14 protein-coding genes are annotated in these 15,917 nt (G+C 61.5%); 8 read left to right on the top strand and 6 right to left on the bottom strand.

Features of this window, described 5'->3' with window-relative positions; translation table 11 throughout:
• Positions 1-50 precede the first annotated feature (50 nt).
• Entirely contained in the window at positions 51-1,331 is a 1,281-nt protein-coding gene (locus tag J1D76_RS09555) for a serine/threonine transporter (protein ID WP_421138061.1), read from the bottom strand.
• A gap of 745 nt (positions 1,332-2,076) precedes the next feature.
• Here J1D76_RS09555 and J1D76_RS09550 point away from each other — a divergent pair.
• From J1D76_RS09550 to J1D76_RS09530, 5 genes are all read left to right on the top strand, one after another.
• Positions 2,077-2,460 carry a tautomerase family protein gene (locus tag J1D76_RS09550; RefSeq protein ID WP_421138060.1) on the top strand — a complete coding sequence of 128 codons (384 nt, stop codon included), beginning with the start codon at positions 2,077-2,079 and terminating at the stop codon, positions 2,458-2,460.
• A gap of 27 nt (positions 2,461-2,487) precedes the next feature.
• Positions 2,488-3,075: a TetR/AcrR family transcriptional regulator gene (locus tag J1D76_RS09545; protein ID WP_421138059.1), complete on the top strand. Its 588-nt coding sequence runs from the start codon at positions 2,488-2,490 to the stop codon at positions 3,073-3,075.
• Positions 3,076-3,252: 177 nt separating this feature from the next.
• Positions 3,253-4,218 (top strand): 2-hydroxyacid dehydrogenase, encoded by a 966-nt coding sequence (locus J1D76_RS09540; protein ID WP_421138058.1) that lies wholly within the window; start codon positions 3,253-3,255, stop codon positions 4,216-4,218.
• Positions 4,219-4,362: 144 nt separating this feature from the next.
• A complete protein-coding gene (locus tag J1D76_RS09535; protein ID WP_421138057.1) occupies positions 4,363-5,430 on the top strand; it encodes a phosphotransferase family protein in 1,068 nt (355 codons plus the stop codon).
• A gap of 170 nt (positions 5,431-5,600) precedes the next feature.
• The gene (locus J1D76_RS09530) at positions 5,601-6,368 is read left to right on the top strand and encodes an SDR family oxidoreductase (RefSeq protein WP_421138056.1); all 768 of its coding nucleotides are present in this window, start codon (positions 5,601-5,603) and stop codon (positions 6,366-6,368) included.
• Positions 6,369-6,844: 476 nt separating this feature from the next.
• Here J1D76_RS09530 and J1D76_RS09525 read toward each other — a convergent pair whose 3' ends face one another.
• From J1D76_RS09525 to J1D76_RS09505, 5 genes are all read right to left on the bottom strand, one after another.
• Positions 6,845-7,096, bottom strand: coding sequence for a DUF1652 domain-containing protein (locus J1D76_RS09525; RefSeq protein WP_421138055.1), 252 nt, complete (start codon positions 7,094-7,096; stop codon positions 6,845-6,847).
• Positions 7,097-7,274: 178 nt separating this feature from the next.
• Positions 7,275-8,771, bottom strand: a complete 1,497-nt coding sequence (locus J1D76_RS09520; RefSeq protein WP_421138054.1) for a helix-turn-helix transcriptional regulator — start codon at positions 8,769-8,771, stop codon at positions 7,275-7,277.
• A 316-nt stretch (positions 8,772-9,087) separates the two neighbouring features.
• Positions 9,088-9,978, bottom strand: a complete 891-nt coding sequence (locus J1D76_RS09515; RefSeq protein ID WP_421138053.1) for a LysR substrate-binding domain-containing protein — start codon at positions 9,976-9,978, stop codon at positions 9,088-9,090.
• A gap of 4 nt (positions 9,979-9,982) precedes the next feature.
• Positions 9,983-12,187 (bottom strand): molybdopterin cofactor-binding domain-containing protein, encoded by a 2,205-nt coding sequence (locus tag J1D76_RS09510; RefSeq protein WP_421138052.1) that lies wholly within the window; start codon positions 12,185-12,187, stop codon positions 9,983-9,985.
• Positions 12,187-12,651, bottom strand: coding sequence for a (2Fe-2S)-binding protein (locus J1D76_RS09505; protein ID WP_421138051.1), 465 nt, complete (start codon positions 12,649-12,651; stop codon positions 12,187-12,189). Before J1D76_RS09505 ends, J1D76_RS09510 begins: the two co-directional genes overlap by 1 nt.
• A gap of 118 nt (positions 12,652-12,769) precedes the next feature.
• Between J1D76_RS09505 and J1D76_RS09500 the strand changes: the two genes are divergently transcribed.
• From J1D76_RS09500 to J1D76_RS09490, 3 genes are all read left to right on the top strand, one after another.
• Positions 12,770-13,660: a LysR substrate-binding domain-containing protein gene (locus J1D76_RS09500; protein ID WP_421138050.1), complete on the top strand. Its 891-nt coding sequence runs from the start codon at positions 12,770-12,772 to the stop codon at positions 13,658-13,660.
• Between the two features lie 311 nt (positions 13,661-13,971).
• Entirely contained in the window at positions 13,972-14,901 is a 930-nt protein-coding gene (locus J1D76_RS09495) for an amidohydrolase family protein (RefSeq protein ID WP_056727736.1), read from the top strand.
• Between the two features lie 4 nt (positions 14,902-14,905).
• Entirely contained in the window at positions 14,906-15,811 is a 906-nt protein-coding gene (locus J1D76_RS09490; protein ID WP_053158646.1) for an amidohydrolase family protein, read from the top strand.
• The last annotated feature ends 106 nt before the right edge of the window (positions 15,812-15,917 follow it).

Genomic DNA, 15,917 nt, shown 5'->3' with positions numbered 1-15,917 from the left:
CAGCGGCCACTGTAGCTGTCAATCCGGCACTGCGCGAGCTGGTCGCGCGATTACGCGGTCAGGGAGTAGATCAACGCACTGATCGCCACCAGGCCCACCGCCGTCACGAAGACGTTGGAGGCCTGGCCACGGTAGCGGACCATCGCCGGGACTTTGCGGATCGCGTACATCGGCATCAGGAACAGGATCGCCGCGATCACCGGGCCACCGAGGGTTTCGATCATGCCGAGGATGCTCGGGTTCAGGGTAGCGACGATCCAGCACACCACCAGCATGAAGGCGGCGGTCATGCGGTCCAGGGCCTTGGCCGACGGACGCTTGCCGCTCTTGACGATCAGGCCCTTGAGGCCTTCGCTGGCGCCAATGTAGTGGCCCAGGAATGACTTGGAAATGGCCACAAACGCAATCAACGGCGCCGCGAAGGCGATGGTCGGGTTGCTGAAATGGTTGGCCAGGTACGACAGGATCGACAGGTTCTGCGCCTTGGCTTCAGCCAGTTGCGCTGGCGACAGGGTCAGCACGCAACTGAAGACGAAGAACAACACCATCGCCACCATCAGCAGGTGGGCGCGGGACAGGATCTGCGAACTGCGTTCCTCGGCGTGCTCGCCGTAGCGACGCTTCTGGTCCACGGCGAACGCCGAGATGATCGGCGAGTGGTTGAACGAGAACACCATCACCGGAATCGCCAGCCACAAGGTGTGCAGCAACGCCGAGGGCGCCGGCACGCTGCTGGCGGTGGCGAGGATGCCGCCGTTCCAGTGCGGCACCAGGTACACCGCCAGGAACAGCAACGCGACGATGAATGGATAGACCATCAGGCTCATGGCCTTGACGATCAATTGCTCACCGCAACGCACTACTGCCAGCAGACCGAGGATCAACACCAGCGACAGTACGGCGCGCGGCGGCGGCGTGATGTGCAGTTGATGCTCGAGGAAGCTGCCCACGGTGTTGGTCAGCGCCACGCTGTAAATCAGCAGGATCGGGAAAATCGCGAAGAAGTACAGCAAGGTGATCAGCGCACCGGCCTTGATGCCGAAATGCTCTTCCACCACCTCGGTGATGTCGGCGCCTTCGCGACCGGACAGCACGAAACGGGTCAGCCCGCGGTGGGCGAAGAACGTCATCGGGAACGCAAGCAATGCGAGGACCAGCAGCGGCCAGAACCCGCCCAGGCCTGCGTTGATCGGCAAAAACAGGGTGCCAGCACCAATCGCCGTGCCAAACAGGCCCAGCATCCAGGTGGTGTCCTGGCGATTCCAGCTCGACAGCGTCACGGGTGTCGCTTCTACATAGCGTTTGTTGACGCTATTGGCCTGCTCATTCATCCGGTGGGATCTCCACATTCCGGTCACTTGCCACCCGGCAGGACGCGTCGGAATACCCGACAGATAGCGCCCCGGCCGGAACAGGGGCGCGATTCTGGAGGATTAGTGAACAGAAGCAAAGACTTAGGTGAGGAACGGCAGTACCAGATCGCCGATATTCCTGCTCTGTAGGAGCTGGCTTGCCAGCGAAGGCATCCTCAAATGCAGCGCTGCACTCACGGCCGCCTTCGCCGGCAAGCCGGCTCCTACAATTGATCGTTGCGGGACACAAAAACCATCTACAACCCAGACTCTGTAGGAGCTGGCTTGCCAGCGAAGGCATCCTCAAATGCAGCGCTGCACTCACGGCCGCCTTCGCCGGCAAGCCGGCTCCTACAATTGATCGTTGCGGGACACAAAAACCATCTACAACCCAGCCCCCTGTAGGAGCTGGCTTGCCAGCGAAGGCGTCCTCAAATGCAGCGCTGCACTCACGGCCGCCTTCGCCGGCAAGCCGGCTCCTACAATTGATCGTTGCGGGACACAAAAACCATCTACAACCCAGACTCTGTAGGAGCTGGCTTGCCAGCGAAGGCGTCCTCAAATGCAGCGCTGCACTCACGGCCGCCTTCGCCGGCAAGCCGGCTCCTACAAGGAGATGTGTTGATTTTCCTGCTGCACTTGATCGCCTTGGCGCAATCTGCACTTGATAAAGGTCTGGCGTCATGTATTTTTAATGAACCCGCATCCTTCCCGGAGTCTTCCCATGCCACTGGTTCGCGTCGACATCAAGAAACATCAGGACCCCACACACGCCAAGCACATCGGCCAACTGATCTACGCCGCCATGCGCGAGACCATTGGCGTTCCGGAGCACGACAACTTCCAGATCCTGGCCGAACACGACGAACAGCATTTCATCTTCGATCCGGCGTATCTGGGCATCCAGCGCACCGATCACCTGGTCGTCATCCAGATCACCCTCAATGAAGGGCGGACCCTGGAACAGAAAAAGAACCTCTACAAAACCATCGCCGAAAGTCTCAACGCCGAGCTTTCCGTGCGCCTGGAAGACGTTTTCATCAATCTGGTGGAAGTGAAAAAAGAGAACTGGTCGTTCGGCAACGGCATCGCCCAATACGCCCTCTGATATTCAACCCGCCAAACGAGAATTGCCATGCCCCGAGTTTCCCGCAAACAAGCCGACCTGAACCGCGAGACCATCGTCGATGCCGCCACCCGGCTGTTTCGCGAGCGGGGCCTGCACGGGATCAGCGTGGTCGATGTGATGGCCGCCGCCGGCTTGACGCATGGTGGTTTCTACGGGCATTTCGAATCCAAGGAAGCACTGGCGCAAGAAGCCAGTGGCCGCGCTTTCGACCAGGCGGCGCAACGCTGGCAATCGCGCGTGGCCGAACATGACAGCAAGGACGCCGCCCGTCGTGCGGTGATCGAGCCCTACCTGTCCAACGAAAGCCGGGACAATCCCGGTGAGAGTTGCCCGGTCGTCGCCTTTGCCGGTGACATGTGCCACGAGGCGTCCGAGAGCCGCTTGCGTCAAACCTATCTGCAAGGCCTGAACAACCTGCTCGATTCCCTCGGCTCATTGGTCGACACCGAGGACGAAGCCGGCAAACGGCAGCAGGCCCTGGTGCAGTATTCGCTGATGTTCGGCGCGCTGATGCTGTCGCGGGCCACCCGTGGCGACCCGCTGTCGGACGAAGTTCTCGAGGCGGCCCGGGCCGTACTCATCCCGTCGAAATAAAAGCGCTCCGGGTCGCGCATCAAACGCTCCCAGGCTCCTACAATGATCGCAGCCAGCGCAACGCCACGCGGACTTGCCCTCTCGAGGGGCGATCGCTGCCGATTGCCAAGCTATCCTTGAATCAGCAGTCTCTATTGACGTTCGAGCCGATTTTCCGATGCCCACAGGGAGCCAAGCATGCCTGCAACCGTTCTGGTACTGGTTGAAACCATCAATGATTACCTGCCTATTCTCGAACATCAGGGTTTCCACCTGATCCTGGCCCCGACGCCTGCCGAGCGCGCCGAAGCCATCGCCCGCCATGCCGGGCAGATCGACGCCGTCCTCACCCGCGGCCCACTGGGGTTGTACGCCGATGAAATCGCTGCGCTGCCCAACCTGAAGATCATCTGCGTGATTGGTGCCGGTTACGAACACGTCGACCTGCAAGCCGCTGCCAATCGGGGCATTACTGTCACCAATGGCGCCGGAGTCAATGCCTCGTCCGTCGCCGATCACGCCATGGCGTTGCTGCTCTCGCTGGTACGCGATGTGCCGCGCTGCGATGCCGCCGTGCGGCGTGGCGAATGGCCGAAAATCATGCGCCCTTCCCTCGCCGGCAAACGCCTGGGTATCCTCGGCCTCGGCGCTGTCGGCATGGCCATCGCCAAACGCGCGAGCGCCGGTTTCGACATGAGCATTAGCTACCACAACCGCCAGCATCGCAGCGATGTGCCCTATACCTTCTGCTCGACCCCCACCGAACTGGCGCGCGCCTCGGACTTTTTGATCGTCGCCACGCCCGGCGGCCTGGGCACCAAGCACCTGATCAATCGCCAGGTGCTCGACGCATTGGGGCCCAAGGGGTTTATCGTCAACATCGCACGGGCCAGCGTGATCATCACAGCCGACCTGATCAGCGCCCTGGAACAACGACGGATCGCCGGCGCCGCCCTGGATGTATTCGACACCGAACCTCAGGTGCCGGATGCGTTCAAGACCTTGAGCAATGTGATCCTCACGCCGCACGTCGCCGGGCTGTCCCCGGAGGCCACCCAGGGCACCGTCGAACTGGTGGGCAAGAACCTCGTGGCATTTTTCACCAGCCAACCGGTGCTGACCCCCATCGACCTGCCACCCGCTATGAGCCGGGTTGCCCAGTGACAATAATTCAAACAGCTGTATCAAAAACAATGATTGGCCGGCAACACGCTCACCTATAAGGGCTGTTCGCGGTTGTCGGTGCGGGGTGGGCGCATTAGATTAGCCAATAGTTTCAGGTCTTAAAAATAAGCAGAAGGGATAAGCATGGCGCTCAACGATCAGTCCACCCGTATCCGCACCGGCGAAGAACTCGATGCCAGCCTGATTGATCCGTACCTCAAGGCCCACATTCCAGGGCTCAGCGGTCTGCCACAGATCAGCCAGTTCCCGGGCGGTGCGTCGAACCTCACCTATTTGCTGGAATACCCCGAACAGGAATTCGTCCTGCGTCGCCCGCCCTTCGGCCACAAGGCCAAATCGGCCCACGACATGGGCCGAGAATTTCGCATCCTCAATCAACTGCGCGACGGCTTTCCGTACTGCCCCAAGGCCTATGTGCACTGCACCGACGAATCGGTGATCGGTGCCGAGTTCTATGTGATGGAACGGGTCAACGGCATCATCCTGCGCTCGGAGCTGCCACCGGAGCTGGGCCTGGACTCGGCAAAAACCGAAGCCCTGTGCAAGAGTTTCATCGACAAGTTCGTGGAGCTGCACCGCGTCGACTACAAGGCCTACGGTCTGGGCGACCTCGGCAAGCCCGAAGGCTACGTCGCCCGGCAGATCAAGGGCTGGAGCGATCGCTACGAAAAAGCCCTGACCCCGGACGCGCCACTGTGGGAAGCGGTGAAAGCCTGGCTCAACGACAAGATGCCGGCCGACCATCCGACCTCCAGCATCGTGCACAACGATTACCGCTTCGACAACGTGATCCTCGACCCGAACAACCCGATGCAGATCATTGGCGTGCTCGACTGGGAACTGACCACCCTCGGTGATCCGCTGATGGACCTGGGCAACACCCTCGCCTACTGGATCGAAGCCGACGACCCGGCACCGGTGCAACTGATGCGCCGCCAGCCAAGCCACGCACCCGGCATGCTGACCCGCCGCGAGTTCGTCGACTACTACGCCGAACGCTCAGGCATGCGCATCGACAATTTCGACTTCTACTACACCTATGGCCTGTTCCGCCTGGCCGGCATCGTCCAGCAGATCTACTACCGCTTCTACCACGGCCAGACCCAGGACAAACGCTTCGCGCAGTTCATCCACATGAACAAGTTGTTGGAACAGATGAGCCTGCAAGTCATCAAAAAATCCAGCCTCTAACCCGACTCCGCCGGATCACACAACTCCCTGTAGGAGCGAGCCTGCTCGCGAAGGTCTTTAGCGATAACGCACGTTCACTGACCAAACGCAGCAAGCCCGCCCCACCAGGTACATCACTCGCCACACCCCGGCATTCGACTCAATAACAAGACTTTTCATAAGGGAATCCCATGTCCAAGACCCAGTTGTTCGACCTCGACGGCAAGATCGCTTTCGTCTCCGGCGCCAGCCGTGGCATCGGTGAAGCCATCGCCAAACTGCTGGCCCAGCAAGGCGCCCACGTCATCGTCTCCAGCCGTAAACTCGAAGGCTGCCAACACGTCGCTGACGCCATCATCGCCGCCGGCGGCCAAGCCACCGCCATTGCCTGCCACATCGGCGAGATGGAACAGATCAGCCAGGTCTTCGCCGGCATCAAGGAACAATTTGGCCGCCTCGACATCCTGGTCAACAACGCCGCGACCAACCCGCAGTTCTGCAACGTACTGGACACCGACCTCAGCGCCTTCCAGAAAACCGTCGACGTGAACATCCGCGGCTACTTCTTCATGTCAGTCGAAGCCGGCAAACTGATGCGCGAAAACGGCGGCGGCAGCATCATCAACGTCGCCTCGATCAACGGCGTTTCGCCGGGGATCTTCCAGGGCATCTACTCGGTGACCAAGGCCGCCGTGATCAACATGACCAAGGTGTTCGCCAAGGAATGTGCGCAGTTCGGGATTCGCTGCAACGCGTTGCTGCCGGGCCTGACTGACACCAAGTTCGCCTCGGCACTGGTGAAAAACGAAGCCATCCTGAACACCGCGTTGCAGCAAATTCCGCTGAAGCGCGTGGCAGATCCAAGCGAAATGGCCGGCGCGGTGCTGTATTTGGCGAGTGATGCCTCCAGCTACACCACCGGCGTATCGCTGAACGTGGATGGCGGCTTCCTGTCCTGACCCACGACCCTGCTGTAGGCGCGAGCCTGCTCGCGATGGCGGTGTGCCAGTCAACATGTTTGTTGAATGTCAGGCCGTCTTCGCGAGCAGGCTCACTCCCACAGGGAAGAATGGGCTTTTGTTTACTGTGTGATGCAGCGGGTGGTGGTGGTGACGCGTGTCACCTCGCCGTTTTCGCCGCGGGCCTCACCCATGACGTCGGTTTTATCCATCGTCTGGCAGGTGCGTTCAGGTGGCGGTGGGGGGGTGACGGGTGGCGGTGGGCTGGAGCAGCCACCAAGGATCGCTGCGCAGAAGGCCAGCGGTGCTAAAACGCGTTTCCCAAGAGTTTTCATAGGTTGACCCGCGATAAGTGAGAGACACATTTTTTGTGACAACAAAACCTGCGCGCAAAATCCGCACATCTGTCACAAAAAATTAGTGGCGATCCACTTATAGGCCAATCCGGGGTCAACCCGAGTAAAAGCTGACAGTTTTTACATCACCGGATCAGGGCGTTGCAGGGAGTTGCTCTGCAACTCATAACGCAACTCTTCGATCAGGGCGGCTACCGATTCGGCGCTCTGCAACTGATTCATGTTCAGGCCGCTGACCACCAGGTCCACCTGGCCCGATACCGGGTGGTAGAGCTTGACGGTCAGTGAATGGTCGCCCGTGACACTGCATTCGCAGGCCAGCGGTGTAAAACTGCGTTCAATCAGCATCCGCAGTTGCGCCAGCGTAATCATTGCTGTGGGCCCTGATGGCGTGGAATCGTTTGTCGCTGATTCATGGGTGCAGTCCTTTTGGCGGTTTACGAAAGGGTGCGAAGGTGACGGACGTCGCCTGCTGCACTTCTTCAGCCTAAAAGTCACTACACCGGGTCAACACATGAATTTGCACCCGGCATTTTAGTGCATTTGCACCTTATCGTTGCCCTTTCGACCGCCACTCACCCGAAAACAACCCGCGCTCGCGCGCCCACACTATCGCTTCACTGCGGCTGTGCACGTCGAGTTTGGAATACACCGTCGCCACGTGGTTACGCACGGTATTGGGTGCCAGTTTCAGGCGTGCGGCAATTTCCTTGTCGGCCAGGCCTTCACAGATCAGGCCCAACACATCGCGCTCACGGGCGGTCAAATCGGTGAAGGACACATTGGGCAATTTCGGTGAATTGACGCTTTTCACGTTGGCCAGTTTTTCAATCAGCGTGCGGCTGAACCATGAGGCGTCCTTCATCACTTCTTCGATGGCCGACACGAGTTCAAGCTCGGTGCGTTTGCGCTCGGTGATGTCCATCAGCACCAGCAGGTAACACGGATTATCCTGGATGTTCACGGTGTCCGCCGACACGGCGCAGTCGATCAGCCCAGCATCTTTTCGGCGTATGCGCACATCGATGCGGTCCAGGCTGCCGGTTTTTTCCAGGGCGGCGAACAGGCGCGTGCGAGCGTTTTTGTCGTCGATGAAATCAATCTGCGCAATGCTGATCCCCAGCACTTCCTCACTGGGATAACCCAAGGTGGTGAGGAACGCTTCGTTGATGTCCAGCACCACCTGATTGGCTGCATCGCACACCAGGATCGGCACCGGGGACAGGCGAAAGGCCTTGGCGAAGCGTTCCTCGCTTTGACGCAGGGCGACTTCGGCCTTGTGCCGGGGCTCCATGTCGACGAAGGAAAACAACATGCAGGCTTCCTCGTTCAGCTCCAGCGGCTGGCCGGCCACGATCACTTGCTTGCTGCTGCCGTCGGACAAGCGCAATTGAGCCTGCATTTGCCCAATGGTCGCGCCTTCGCGCAGGCGCTGCTTGGCCAGTTCCTTGTTTTCGGCCTGCTCCAGCACGTCCAGTTCATAGGTGGACGTGCCGATCACCTGGTCGCGAGCATAGCCGGTCATTTCCAGAAAACCGGGGTTGACCTTGATGTAGCGCAAGTCGCTGAGGCGGCAGATCACGGCGGGAGCCGGGTTGGCGGCGAAGGTCTTTTCGAAGCGCTGCTCGGCGCTGGCCCAATCAGTGACGTCGTCCATGATCAGCACCAGCGACTCCGGCTCGCCGTGGTTGTCGGCCAATACCAGGCTGTGCACACGGTGTACCCAACAACGTTCCTCATCCGTTGCCGGCGTTACTTCCACCAGCACGTCGCTGAAGGTTTCGCCGCGCCCTACCCGGTTGATCGGGTAGCTGTCGACAGGCACGGTGTGATGGTTGCGATAGCGCAAGCCGAAACGTTTGCTGTAGGCCTTGGCGTCGGCGCCCAGCTCGCTGACCTGTTCGACGCCGTGCATCGCCAGCGCCGCCTCGTTGGCCCACAGAATGCTTTGATCGGGGTCGAGCAGAATCACCCCGTCGGACAACCCGGCGATGATCTGCTGCAACTGGCGGCGATTGGCTTCGGTGGTCAGGACGTCCTGGCTCATTGCATCTCCACGGGTCGGATGGTTCTGTGAAGATTACGACCACTTGGGTTTTGGATAGTGCAAAGAACCTTTGTGGCAAACACTTTGTGAGCGAGCCTGCTCGCGAAGGCAGGGTGTCAGTCGACATTTTTTTTGCCTGACCCACCGCTTTCGCTGGCCAGCTCCTACAGGTTTACCGGGCGTCAGAGAAACAGCTGGATTTTGGACAGTGCAAAGATCCTTGTAGGAGCCGGCTTGCCGGCGAAGGCGTCCGTCTGGCCAGCAATGTGTTAGATGACCCAGCGCTTTCGCTGGCAAGCCAGCTCCAATTACAGGTTCATCGGGCGTCTTGCAGGACCAGTTCGCGCAAGGTGTCGAGGAACAGCTTGAGCACCGGCGAGTCGTCGTCGGCGCGGTAGGTGGCGTACAGCGGAACCTCCGGCAAGGCCGGGGTGAGGCGGCGGAACACCAGCCCGGCCGGGGCCATCTGTTCGATGGAGGCCGGCAACAAGGCCACGCCGAAGCCGGCGCGCACCAGGCTGAGCAAGGTTTGCACCTCGATCACCTGCTGGCGGATCTGCGGGGTGAACCCGGCCTGGATACAGCACTGGAAGAGAAAATCGGCGAATCTCGATTGCTTCAACTCCAGGGCCACGAAGGGTTCGCCGGCCAGGTCAGATGGCGCCAGTCTTTCGCGTTGGGCCAGCGGATGATCCGCCGGCATGACCACCCGAATCGGCTCGTAGATCAGCAGTTCGTTACGCAACTGCGGATCGTCATAGCCGACCCGGAACACACAGGCGTCGATGCGCTTTTCCTTGAGCGCCTTGACCTGCGCCGCCGGGGTCATCTCGTGCAGGCGCCAGTTCACCTGCGGGTAGCGCTCGCGGAACAGGTGCAAGGCCCGTGGCAGCACGCCGACCATCACCGAACTGATCATGCCGATTTCCAGCTCGCCCAACTGGCCACGGCCGGTCTGGCGCGTCAGGTCGAGGGCGCGATTGAGCTGTTCGAACACCAGCGGTGCCTGTTCCTTGAGCATTTGCCCGGCGGCAGTCAGCTCGACCCGGTGATGGCTGCGCTCGAACAACGGTGTGCCCAGTTCCTCCTCGAGCAAGCGGATCTGCTGGCTCAGCGGTGGCTGACAAATGTGCAAGCGCGTGGCGGCCCGGCCGAAGTGCAACTCTTCGGCCAGCGCCATGAAGTACCGCAACAGGCGCAAGTCCATGGGCTTAGCCCAACGCCAGCGGCGTGGACCGCTGGCGCACGCCGGTCAGGCTGAACAGCGCGTTGGCGATGGCCGGGGCCACCGACGGGCTGCCGAGTTCGCCGACACCGCCGGGCTTGGCCGGATCACCGTCGACCAGCAGGATGTCCACCGCCGGCATGTCCGACATGCGCGTGACCCGGTAATCGTGGAAGTTGCTCTGCACCACCCTGCCCTGTTTGATGTCCAGCCGATCGAACAAGGCATGACCAAGGCCCCACATCAGGCCGCCGTAAATCTGTTCTTCGACGCCGCCGGGCGAGACTGCCAGGCCGCAATCGACCACGCAGGTGAGCTTATCGACCTTGATCGCGCCGTCCTTTTTAGACACCTGCGCCAAGATGGCGATGAAGCTGGTGTAGCCCTGATTGGTGGCGATGCCTAATGCCGTGCCTTCGGGCAGTGGCTGGCCCCAACCGGCGCGTTCGGCGGCGCTTTTCAGCACGGCGACATGCCGTGGCCGGTCCTGCATGTTGGCCAAACGAAAAGCTAACGGATCTTGCCCGGCGCCATGGGCCAGTTCATCCATGAAACTTTCCACGGCGAACACGTTGGGAATAAAGCTCACCGAGCGATACCAGCCGCTGGGCACCTGGCTTTCGTGGCGGACCCACGTCAGGTCGAGGTTGGCCGGGCGATAGGCGAAATCCCACGCGGTGATGGCTTCGGTGGTGCTGTAGTCCATTTTGTCCGGGCGCTCGAAATAGCCCGGCTCCCACTGCTCCGGCGAGGCCGGGGACACCGCCTCGAGCTGCAACGCGCTCAGGCGCCCGTGTGCATCCAGCGCGCCTTTGGCCCGGTGCAATGTGGCCGGGTGCATGAACAAGGCGCGCATTTCGTCTTCGCGGCTGTTCATCAGTTTCACCGGCACCTTGGCCTGCTGCGCCAGGTACGCCACTTCGAACAACCAGTATTTGGCCTCCCGCGCACCGAAGCTGCCGCCGGACACCAACTCGTTGATGGTGACCTTGTCCTTGTCGATCTTGCACACGGTTTGCGCCGCTTCGAGCGCCGACGACGGCACCTGCACCCCGCCCCAGTAGGTGATGGCGTGGTCCTTGACCTGTGCGGTGATGCAGATCGGCTCCAGCGGGTTTTGCACTTTGTAGGGCATGCGGTAATCGGCTTCGAGCAGCTTCGCCGCGCCAGGCCATTGCGCATTCACATCCCCGGCCGCCATGGCGCAGACCCGCTGCGCGCCTTTGTCGGACAACGCAGCAGCCTGGGCCTTGGCCAGTTCGTCGCTGTCGAATCCGGCCAATGGCGAATCGCTCCAGACCACCTTGAGCAGGTCGCGACCCTGGTGCGCGGCCCAATAATTGTCCGCCAGCACCGCCACCCCTTCGACGTTGCCGCCGAGCACGTCGGGACGGCCCGGCACCTTGATCACCTGGCGCACACCGGGCACTTGCAACGCCGCCGCACTGTCCACCGAGACAACGCTCGCCCCGACGACGGGAGCGCGTTGAATCACCGCCACCTGCATCTGCGGCAGCTCCACGTCGATGCTGTACTTGAAGCGCCCACAGACCTTGGCCTGGGCATCGCGCTTGTGTCGCAACTTGCCGATGTATTGGAACTGCGCCGGGTCCTTGAGCGTGACCTTGGCCGGTGCCGGCAGATGCGCGGCGACGTCCACCAACTTGCCATAGCCGAAGCTGCGGTTGCTCGCGGCATGCACCACGCGACCTTCTTCGGTGGTGCAGCTGTCGGGGCTGACTTTCCACTGTTTTGCTGCCGCTGCAATCAATAACGCTCGTGCCGTGGCGCCGGCCACGCGCAGGCGCTCGTATTCCAGCGATACGCTGGTGCTGCCGCCGGTGGAGAAGACTTTCCAGATCGGGTGAATGTAGGTTTCGAAGAACGGATTCTCCGGCGAGATCACCTGCACGGTCATCGGGTTGACGTCCAGCTCCTCGGCCACGCACGCGGCCAGCGCGGTGTGCGTTCCGGTGCCGGAATCGTGCTTGTGCACCACCAGTTTTACCGTACCGTCGGGCAGGATGCGCACCCAGGCGTTGGGTTCGAACTCAGCGGCGGGTGCCGGCGTTTTCGGGTCCGTCGCGGCCAGGCTCGACGGCAGGTGGAACGCAATGGCCAGGCCAGAGGCCACGGTCGCCGATTGCTTGAGAAACACGCGCCGCGCGAGATTCACCTCAGAGATCGTCATCACGCCTCCTTCGACGCGGACGCCGCGCGTTTGATGGCCTTGTTGATGCGCCCGTAGGTGCCACAACGACAGAGGTTGCCGGACATCGCATTGCGGATCGAATCGTCGGTGACCGCCGCCCCGGTGTTGAGCAGTGCGGCAGCGGACATGATCTGACCGGATTGACAGTAACCGCATTGCGGCACATCTTCGGCAACCCAGGCCAGTTGCAGCGGGTGCTGTTCGGTGGCTGACAAGCCCTCGATGGTGGTGATGCTGTGCCCCGCCACGGCGGCGACCGGCAACTGGCAGGAACGCACCGCGACACCGTCCAGGTGCACGGTGCAGGCACCGCACAGGCCCATGCCGCAGCCGAACTTGGTGCCGGTGAGTTTCAAGTGGTCACGCAATACCCATAACAAGGGCGTGGAGGGCGACGTGTCGGCCAGCTCGCGTCGTTCGCCGTTTACCGTGAATTCGATCATTGTCAGGCTCCAAGAGAGCGGCCCGTCTTTGTGCAGGCCTGGTGCTCGATTATTCGGAGCATTGAGAAAATCGGGCCAGCGACGATTTCTGCCATCCTGTGTAAGTAGGACTAACAGCATGTACAAGCGATACCCGTCAGTGCAGTCCATGAGCGCGTTTATCCAGGCGGCGCGCAGCGGCAGTTTCTCCAGTGCGGCGCGCAAACTCGACCTGACCCACAGCGCCATCAGCCAGCAGATTCGCGCCCTGGAAGACTTCATCGGCCAGCCGCTGTTCGTGCGCGAAGGTGGCGGCAGCAACCTGACCGATGCCGGGCAACTGTTCGCCAGCGTGCTGTCCGACGGGTTGGCGCAGATCGACCGGGCGCTGTCGTCGGTGAAAAACCGCAGCGTGGCGCAGCGCCTGACCCTGGATGTCGACAGTGAACTGGCCCAGAGCTGGCTCAATCCGCGCCTGCCGCAGTTGCTCGATCTGCTGCCCGAGCATGAGGTAGTGTTGCTGTCGATGCCGCGTTCGGATCGCAGCGCTTTCGAGCGCGTTGACCTGGCCTTGCGCTATGGCTATGGCGATTGGGACGATTGCGAGATGACGCAGATCTGCGGGGACCGGGTGATGGCGGTGGCTTCGCCTGGCTTGCTTGAACGGCACGGTTTGCAAGGGCCGCTGAGCCCGGCGCAAATCCTCGAATTGCCGTTGCTGGGGTATACGCGGCGGTCGTGGATTCCATGGCTGGATGCGGCGGGCATGCCGGCAGTCGAGCCTGCGGCGCGGGTGGTGTTCGACAATGCGGCGAACCTGATTGCCGCGGCCGAGGCCGGCGTTGGCGCAGGTTTGGTGCGTGGATTGCTCGCAGCGGATGCGCTGCGCAGCGGGCGGTTGGTGCTGCTGAACGAGGCGTACATCGCGGCGCATTACAACCTGTATGCGGTGTGGCCGCCGGGGCAGGCCGAACGGGTGGCGCCGGTGGTCGAGGCGATCAAGCAGCTGGCTTCGCGTACACAGGTCTGACGCCTTCGCTGGCAAGCCAGCGCCTACACGGGATGCACCACGATCCCTTGCAGGCGCTGGCTTGCCAGCGAAGAGGACGGCACATCCAACATCCAGCCCCATATCGAACACGTATCAACACCCCGCCCAATTAATATTGTACGAACCCGACCCCCCCTTCCAATACTTCCCCCCAAGCAGCCAGCGTCCCGAGCCGGATGCGACCAGGCGAGGGAATGCGTGAGTCTTTGCGCATAGAAATGGCCGATTGCCCGGGACGTGGCTGCTGCGAACCGCAAGGTTCCCTTCCCGCTATCAGGAGATCGACTTCAATGATCATCGATATCAGCTGCTATCCCACCGATCTGGTGGACCTCGCCTGGAGGCATGACGGTGACCCGTTCACCGGCGAGCGTCTGCTGGAGATGATGGATGGCCCGTACATGGTCAACGGCAAACCTCGCCGCATCGACAAAGCCTTCATCCAGCCCCCACAGGGCAACACCATCTACACCTGGACCGACGGCGACCTGACCGGTCGCGAGTCCATCGACGCCTACATGGCCTACACGCTGAAAATGGTCCAGACCTACCCGGACCGCTTCATCGGCTGCTTCGTCTACAACCCACGCTGCGGCGTGGAAAACGGCGTCGAGGCAATCGAGCGCTACGTCAAGGAACACGGCTTCAAGATGGTCCAGATGCAGGCCAACATGCACGCCTACCGTCCTGACCGTGCCCTCGACTGGGTGCGCCCGGCTTTCGAGAAATGCGCCGAGCTGGGCATCCCGGTCAAGCTGCACACCGGCGACGGGCCGTACAGTATCCCGTCGGAATGGGTGCCGATGATCAAGGAGTTCCCCAACGTCGATTTCATCATGGCCCACTTCGGCGTGCAGACCGGTGGCGTCTATGTGTTCGAACCGATGCAATGGGCGATGGAGTTGCCCAACGTCTACTGCGAGTCGGGCTGGTGCCTGCAATCGCGGATCGTTGAATTCGCCAAGGTCCTGCCGACCCACAAGATCCTCTTCGGCACCGACACCCCGCCGAACGAGCCGGGCATGTGGCTGCGCCTACTCGAAGTGCTATGCCACGAGCCGCCGCAGGGCCTGAACCTCGACGAGGACACCCTCGAAGAGTACCTGGGCAACAACACCGCACGGATGATCGGCCTCGAACCGACCCCTCCCCCTCGTTCCGTTTGCGAAGCAGAGGCGCAACTCAAGCGCCCCGTCACCACGCAACTGGCCAGGAGCTGAACCGATGATTATCGATACCCATCTGCACCCCACCAACCTGGTCGACGAGGCCTGGCGCCACACCGGCGAACCCTTCACCGGCGAGCGCATGCTCAAGCTGATGGACGGTCCGTACATGATCAACGGCAAGCCGCGCCGCATCGACATGGGCTTCATCCAGCCGCCACCGGGCAACACCGGTTATCGCGACGGCAACCGCCGGGGCCGCGAGGGCGTGCGCGACTACATGTCCTACGTCGCCGAACTGTGCGTGAAGTACCCGGATCGCTTCATCGGCAACTTCAACTTCAACCCGCGCTGGGGACCGGAAAACGGTGCGGCGGAGCTGGAATTCCACATCAAGGAATACGGTTTCAAGATGCTCAAGCTGCACGCCAACATGCACGGCTATCGCCCGGACCGGGCGCTGGACTGGCTGCGTCCGGCGATGAAGGTTTGCGCCAAGTACAACATCGTGGTGCTGATCCACACCGGCGACGGTCCGTACACCATTCCGACGATGTTCTACCCGATCATCCGCGAGTTCCCGATGGTCAACTTCATCATCGGTCACTTCGGCATCCAGACCGGTGGCAACTACTCGTTCGAAGCGTTCTGGATGGCCATGGACACACCGAACGTGTACTGCGAATCCGGCTGGTGCTTCCAGTCGCGGATCGTCGAATTCGCCAAGGACCTGCCGCGCAACAAGATCGTGTTCGGCACCGACTCGCCGCCGAACGAACCGGGCATGTGGCTGCGCGAACTCGAGGTGTTGTGCTCGCCGGCGCCGCAAGGCCTGGGCATCGACGAGGATCACCTTGAGGACTACCTGGGCAACAACATCGCCCGGTTGTGCGGCATCGAACCGACGCCACCCCCCAAGGACCTGATCGAGGCGGACATTCGTCTGACCACGACCTACCTGTAACGCCATGCCCTGTAGGAGCTGGCTTGCCAGCGAAGAGGCCCGACAGTCATGCGGTGCTTTTGCGGGCGCATTCGCCGGCAAGCCGGCTCCCACAGGGCAAAGCAAT

Origin of the sequence: Pseudomonas sp. NFX15 (assembly GCF_049132105.1) — a bacterium.
In the GTDB taxonomy this organism is placed as follows: domain Bacteria; phylum Pseudomonadota; class Gammaproteobacteria; order Pseudomonadales; family Pseudomonadaceae; genus Aquipseudomonas.
Note: the sequence above shows the minus strand (reverse complement) of the source record. Positions and strands in the feature narration are given on the sequence as shown.